Consider the following 6,893-nt stretch of genomic DNA (forward strand, 5'->3'; position numbering starts at 1 on the left):
CAAGTCCGGGACGACGCCTACTTCCAACGATCGCGCATTTGTTCTAGTGCCCCGCGATCATGACCGAACAGCGCGACTATCGTAGCACCGTCTTCCTGCCGAAGACCGATTTCCCGATGAAGGCCGGACTCCCCCAGAAGGAGCCGGGCATTCTTGCGCGCTGGCAGTCGGAAAAGATTTACGAGAAGACCCGCGACGCCCGCCGCGGCCGCGACAAGTTCGTGCTGCATGACGGCCCGCCTTACGCCAACGGCGACATGCACATCGGCCACGCGCTGAACCACATCCTCAAGGACATGGTCGTGCGCACCCAGACCCTGCTGGGCAAGGACGCGCCTTACGTTCCCGGCTGGGACTGCCACGGCCTGCCGATCGAGTGGAAGGTCGAGGAAGAGTACCGCAAGAAGAAGAAGAACAAGGACGAGGTTCCGGCGGAGGAATTCCGCGCCGAATGCCGCGCCTATGCCCAGAACTGGGTGAACGTGCAGCGCGAGCAGCTCAAGCGCCTGGGTATCAACGGCGATTGGGACAACCCGTACCTGACGATGGACTTCCAGGCCGAGGCGACCATCGTCGGCGAACTGCTCAAGTTCGCCGAGAACGGCATGCTCTATCGCGGCGCCAAGCCGGTGATGTGGTCGCCGGTGGAGAAGACCGCCCTCGCCGAAGCCGAGGTGGAGTACGAGGACATCACCTCGACCCAGATCGACGTGGCGTTCGAGATTGTTGAATCCAAGGTGCCCGAACTGGTCGGCGCTTACGCGGTGATCTGGACGACGACGCCGTGGACGATCCCGGTGAACCAAGCTTTGGCTTACGGGCCTGAGATTGAGTATCTGGTTATCAATGATAATGGGCGACGCCTGCTTATCGCCTCGAACTTGGCCGACCAGTTCACGAAGCGCATGATTGCAGCCGGGCTCGGCACGGAAAGCTATTGGCGTCTGTGCCTTGTCGATCAGCCGCTGGTTCTCAAAGGCTCCGACCTCGCCAGCACCATCGCCCGCCACCCGATGCACGCGCTCGGCGGCTTCTTCGCCGAGCCGCGTCCGCTGCTGGCGGGCGATTTCGTCACCACCGAGAGCGGCACCGGCCTCGTCCACATGGCGCCCGACCATGGCGAGGACGACTTCGATCTGTGCAAGGCCAACGGCATCAACCCCAAGTTCGTGGTCGAGGCCGACGGCAAGTATCGCGAGGACTGGCTGTGGCTGGCCGGGCAGGGCTCGGTCATCAACCCGAAGTTCAACGCGCCCGATGGCCCGATCTGCACCGATCTGCGCGAAGCGGGCGGCCTGCTGGCGGCTTCGGCGGACTACCATCATTCCTACCCGCACTCGTGGCGTTCCAAGGCCAAGGTGATCTACCGCTGCACCCCGCAGTGGTTCGTGCCGATGGACAAGGCGATGACGCATATCTCGCCCAAGACCCCGGCCGACAAGCGCTGGGAGAACGAGGGCGGGGCGCTCGATCCCGCCGAGGAAAACCTGATGGACGCGCCGACGCTTCGTCAGGCGGCGCTGCAGGCCATCGCCGAAACCCGCTTCGTCCCCGACAAGGGCCGTAACCGCATCGGCGCGATGGTCGAGGGGCGCCCCGACTGGGTGCTCTCGCGCCAGCGCGCCTGGGGCGTGCCGATCACGCTGTTCGTGCACCGCAAGACCGGCGAATACCTCGTCGATCCCGCCGTCAACGAACGCATCCGCGCCGCGATCCTGGCGAAGGGCGTCGATGGCTGGTCGGACGAAGCCGCGCAGGACCTGCTCGGCAACGGCTACAACGCCGACGATTACGAGCGTGTCGCCGACATTCTCGACGTCTGGTTCGATTCCGGCTCCACGCACGCTTTCGTTCTGGAATCAGGCCGTTGGCCCGATCTGCTGCGCCCCGAAGGCTATACCGGCCCGAAGGCGGACCTCTATCTCGAAGGCTCCGACCAGCATCGCGGCTGGTTCCAGTCCTCGCTGCTGGAAAGCTGTGCGACGCGCGGCCATGCGCCGTACAAGGCGGTGCTGACCCACGGCTTCACGATGGACGCCAAGGGTATGAAGATGTCCAAGTCGCTGGGCAACACCATCAGCCCGCTGAAGGTCATGGAGACCAACGGCGCCGACATCATCCGTCTCTGGGCGCTCTCGGTGGACTTCACCGAGGACCACCGCATCGGCGACGAAATCCTCAAGGGCGTCGCCGACCAGTACCGCAAGCTGCGCAACACCCTGCGCTACCTGTTGGGCGCACTGGACGGCTTCGACGAGGCGGAGCGCCTTCCCGTGTCGGAGATGCCCGAACTGGAGCGCTACGTGCTTGCGCTGCTGGGCAAGCTGGACGCGACGCTGCGCGCGGCGATCGATGCCTTCGACTTCAACACGTACGTCCGCTCGCTGCTCGATTTCTGCAACGAGGACCTCTCCGCGTTCTTCTTCGATATCCGCAAGGACTGCCTCTACTGCGACGCGCCAACGGACCCCAAGCGCCGCGCCTATCGCACGGTGCTGGACACGCTGTTCCACGCGCTGATCCGCTACGCCGCGCCGGTGATCGTGTTCACCGCCGAGGAAACGTGGGGATCGCGCTATCCGGACGGCGACAGCGTTCACCTGCTCGAATGGCCGGAAGTTCCGGCGGTCGAGGCAGACGATGCGAAGTGGGCCCAACTGCGCACGCTGCGCGCGGCTGTGACCGAGGCGATCGAGCCGCTGCGGCGGGAGAAGATCATCGGCTCCAGCCTGGCCGCCGTCGTCACGGTGCCCAAAAGCGCACCTGAGGCCGATCTCGCCGAGCTGTTCATCACCGGGACAGTCACGCGCGGGCAGGGCGAGGAGGTGACCGTCACCCCCTCCACCGACCACAAGTGCGGCCGCTGCTGGCGCCATCTCCCGGAAGTGACCGAGGACGGCGCGCTGTGCGACCGCTGCGACGACGTCGTGGAGCCGGTGGAATGAACCCCTGGATGAAGCGCGCGATCGGCCTGCTGGTCGCCGTGATCGTCTATGCGATCGACCAGGGCATCAAGGGCTGGATCACCGAAGGCATCGATCTCGACCGGATCGGGCAGGTCTATGTCCTGCCGTTCTTCAACCTGACGTGGACGCAGAACTTCGGTGTCTCGCTGGGCCTGTTCACTGCGGGTTCGCCCGAGGGCCGCTGGGCGCTGGTCGCCATGACCGGCGCGATCGCGGCCTTCGTGTTCGTCTGGCTGCTGCGCGAGCGCAAGCTGCCGGAGATCGCGGCGCTCGGCATGGTGCTGGGCGGGGCGGCCGGAAACATCCGCGACCGTTTCGGCGTCGGCTATGTCATCGACTATGCCGACCTGCATTTCGGAGCATGGCGGCCCTTCCTGATCTTCAATCTTGCGGACGCCGCCATCACCATCGGCGTCCTGATTATCCTTGCCCGTTCCCTGTTTTCGCGCGACAAGCCCGAGACAGAGGCGCAACCCGCCCCGATTGCAGATTAAACGCGAGTTGAATTTGATGCGCATGAAGAAAACCGCTGCCCTCCTCCTCGTCGCGACGGGCGCGGTCATGCTGTCCGCTTGCGGCAGCACCGGCCTGTTCAACCGTGCTCGCCCCGACGAGTTCGCCGTGCAGCGCCAGACCCCGCTGGTGGTGCCGCCCGACTTCTCGCTGAGCCCGCCGAAGCAGGGCCAGCCTCGCCCGACCGACGATTCGGTGCAGCAGCAGACGCTCGATGCGCTGTTCGGCGGCCCGCAGGCCCGCAGCGACATCGAGAAGTCGGCGCTCAGCCTGGCCGGCACCGCCGAGCCGTCCATCCGCTCGACGGTGGGGGATCCGCAGACCTACACGGTCGCCAAGGGTCAGCTGACCCGCGCGATCCTCGCCGCGCCGGAAGGCGACGGGCGTGACGCGCAGACTGCCGTGGGCGGTTGATCTTTGCGATGTCCGCCCAGTTCTTCCTGCGCATGGAAAAGGGCACTCGGGTCGCCCCGCATGCCCTCTCAATCATGGCTTAGCCCGGCTGCAGGTTTCAGCCGTCGCCGGTGACGCCGTCGTCCTCATCCTCGATGCTGCTGACGAGGAGCTTGTCGATCTTGAGCCCGTCCATGTCGATGACTTCGAAACGCCAGCCCTGATCGGTGAAGTGCTCGCCCTCGCGCGGGACCTTGCGCAGTACGTGGAGTACGAGTCCCGCGAGGGTCGCGAAATCACGGTCCTCGGGCAGCGTGATACCAAGGCGATCCGCCAGCGAATCTGCGGGCATCGCGCCCGAGACCAGCAGTGATCCGTCCTCGCGCTCGGTCACCATGGGCTCGTCGCCCTCGTCCTGATGCGAGACGAAGTTGCCCGCCAGCGCCGCGAGAACGTCGGAGGGGGTCACCACGCCTTCGAGGTGGCCGTATTCGTCGTGGACCACAGCCATCGACACTTCGGCGGTCTGCAGCTTGCGCAGGGCATCCATGGCGTCGAGCTGGTCGGGGATGACCTCGGCCTTGCGCATCATCGCGCGGACCTCGACCGTCCGGCCCTCGACCAGCGCGGCGAGCACTTCCTTGACCTTGAGGATGCCGACCACGTTGTCTGGTGCGCCTTCGCCCGCCACCACCGGCAGCAGCGAGTGCGGCGAGGCGGCGATCTTGGCGCGCAGCTGGGTCTCGTCGGCGTCGGCGTCGATCCAGTCGATCTGGTTGCGCGGGGTCATCAGTTCGCGGACGGGACGCTCGGCGAGACGCATCACGCCGGTCATCATCGCGCGCTCCTCCTCCTCGATAACGCCGGTGCGGGTGGCCTCGGCGAAGATCATGTGGAGTTCCTCGGCGGTGAGACGCTCGGTATCGCCGCTGCGGATCGAGAACAGGCGCAGGATCAGGCCCGAGGACTTGTCGAGCAGCCAGACGAACGGGCCCATCGCCGTCGCCAGGATGCTCATCGGGCGGGCCATGACCAGCGCAACCGGCTCGGCCATGCGCAGGGCCAGTTGCTTGGGCACCAGTTCGCCGACGACGACGCTGGCGTATGTCGTGGCAATGATCACCAGCGCGAAACCCAGCTCGCCTGCGAAACGAACCGGCACGCCGAGCGTGGCGAGGCGATCGCCGACCGGCTGGCCGAGACTCGCGCCCGAATAAGCGCCCGCGATGATGCCGATCAGGGTGATGCCGATCTGCACGGTGGAGAGGAAGCGGCCCGGGTCGGCTGCCAGTTCCATCGCGGTCAGGGCTGCCCGGCTGCCCTTGTCGGCGGACATCTTGAGGCGCGGCGTGCGCGCGGAGACGATGGCCAGTTCGGACATCGAGAACAGGCCGTTCAACAGAATCAGCCCGATGATGATGAGGACGTCGGTCCAGGGAAAGGGTGTCACAGTGCTTCCACCGCTAGCAGAGATTGTGCGCCGCGCGAAGAACCCGTGTTGGCCAAACGCCGCATGGCAACGCTTTGCAATGCGTCAGGCAATCTGTCGCGGGCCCGGGAACCGTAGGTAATGCTGTGTGTTGAAGGGCGCACAAGCCATTCGCCGTTCATGTTCACTACCGCACAGATGTCCGGTATAAGGGCACATCAAGAGGAAGGGACACCCAAGAGATGAAAAAGTCGCGCCTGATCACTTCGGCCGCTGCGGTCTTCGCGCTGGTTTCGGTTTCCGCCTGCGTCACCGACCCGAACACCGGTGAGCGCAAGGTTTCGCGCACGGCGATCGGCGGTGCCGGCGGCGCGGGCCTTGGTTATCTGCTGGGCAGCGTCATCGGCGGCAAGACCGCGCGCATCGTCGGTGCCGGCATCGGCGGCGTCGCTGGCGGCGTCGTCGGCTACCAGATGGACAAGCAGATCAAGGAACTGAAGGAACAGACCGCCGGTTCGGGCATCGACGTCACCCAGCAGGGCGACGGCATCCTGGTGAACCTGCCGGACGTGACGTTCGCGGTGAATTCCACCGTCGTCAGCCCCTCGTTCCAGACCTCGCTCGACAAGGTCGCGCAGTCGATGGTGCAGTATCCGAACAGCCTCGTCGACGTCTACGGCCACACCGATTCGACCGGCTCGGCCGCATACAACATGGACCTGTCGAAGCGCCGTGCCGATTCGGTGGCGCGCTACCTGATCAGCCGGGGCGTCTCGTCCTCGCGCATCCAGACGCAGGGCATGGGCATGAACTACCCGGTCGCGGACAACAACACGCCGGAGGGCCGCGCGCTCAACCGCCGTGTCGAGATCAAGATCACGCCGGTCACCACCGACGACGCCAGCTCGGCGAAGTAAGACCTTCCGCAGGAAGCGGGATCGGGGAAGGGGCCGGCGCGGAAAACCGCACCGGCCCCTTCTTCGTAACCACGTGATTTCCATAGAGTAACTTGAAACGCCGCAATATCGGCGTAGTCTGCCCGCGAACTGGGTTCGGGGGGACTTGATGCGTTTCAGGATTGTGATGGCGTCGCTGGCGGCGTGGCTCTCGGTTACGCCCGCGCAGGCGGCCTGGACCGAGGCGTCGAGCGAACACTTCGTCATCTACGCCAACGATTCCGACAAGGACATCACCCGCTTTGCGCAGCAGCTTGAGCGGTATCACGCGGGGATGGCCTATGTGCTGGGCTCCAAAGTCGCCAAGCCCAGCCCGTCGAACCGGGTCACCGTCTATGTCGTGAAGAACACCCGCGAAGTGCGTGAGCTTCACGGCGGCGACAACAAGTTCGTCGGCGGTTTCTACGTGCCGAGGGCAGGGGGCTCGCTGGCGATCGTGCCCGCCGTGCAGAGCGGCAGCGGGCAAGTGACCTGGTCGATGATCGTGTTGCTGCACGAATATGCCCACCACTTCCTGATTTCCAGCAACGTCTCGGCCATGCCGCGCTGGCTGAGCGAAGGGTCGGCGGAGTTTTTCGCCTCGGCCAAGTTCGAGGCGGACGGCGGGCTCTGGCTCGGCCGCCCCGCCAGTCACCG

General features: G+C 65.4%; 5 protein-coding genes and 1 pseudogene. 5 read left to right on the forward strand and 1 reads right to left on the reverse strand.

Annotated features, from left to right (window positions below; genetic code table 11):
- Positions 1-59: 59 nt before the first annotated feature.
- Genes ileS through LH128_RS25115 form a run of 3 tightly spaced genes read left to right on the forward strand, consistent with a single transcriptional unit; the run spans position 60 to position 3,893 of the window.
- On the forward strand, positions 60-2,945 hold the full coding sequence (ileS, locus tag LH128_RS25105) for an isoleucine--tRNA ligase (protein ID WP_008832501.1): 2,886 nt from the start codon (positions 60-62) through the stop codon (positions 2,943-2,945).
- The gene (gene lspA / locus LH128_RS25110) at positions 2,942-3,460 is read left to right on the forward strand and encodes a signal peptidase II (RefSeq protein ID WP_008832502.1); all 519 of its coding nucleotides are present in this window, start codon (positions 2,942-2,944) and stop codon (positions 3,458-3,460) included. Before ileS ends, lspA begins: the two co-directional genes overlap by 4 nt.
- Positions 3,461-3,476: 16 nt before the next feature.
- The gene (locus LH128_RS25115) at positions 3,477-3,893 is read left to right on the forward strand and encodes a DUF3035 domain-containing protein (protein WP_008832503.1); all 417 of its coding nucleotides are present in this window, start codon (positions 3,477-3,479) and stop codon (positions 3,891-3,893) included.
- A gap of 97 nt (positions 3,894-3,990) precedes the next feature.
- Here LH128_RS25115 and LH128_RS25120 read toward each other — a convergent pair whose 3' ends face one another.
- On the reverse strand, positions 3,991-5,322 hold the full coding sequence (locus LH128_RS25120) for a hemolysin family protein (RefSeq protein WP_008832504.1): 1,332 nt from the start codon (positions 5,320-5,322) through the stop codon (positions 3,991-3,993).
- Between the two features lie 221 nt (positions 5,323-5,543).
- On the opposite strand from LH128_RS25120, the gene LH128_RS25125 reads away from it, so the two are divergent.
- Both LH128_RS25125 and LH128_RS25130 read left to right on the forward strand, forming a co-directional pair.
- Positions 5,544-6,218, forward strand: coding sequence for an OmpA family protein (locus LH128_RS25125; RefSeq protein WP_008832505.1), 675 nt, complete (start codon positions 5,544-5,546; stop codon positions 6,216-6,218).
- A 148-nt stretch (positions 6,219-6,366) separates the two neighbouring features.
- A pseudogene (locus LH128_RS25130) lies at positions 6,367-6,893 on the forward strand (hypothetical protein); the annotation flags it as partial.

This window comes from Sphingomonas sp. LH128, assembly GCF_000293195.2.
GTDB lineage: Bacteria > Pseudomonadota > Alphaproteobacteria > Sphingomonadales > Sphingomonadaceae > Novosphingobium > Novosphingobium resinovorum_A.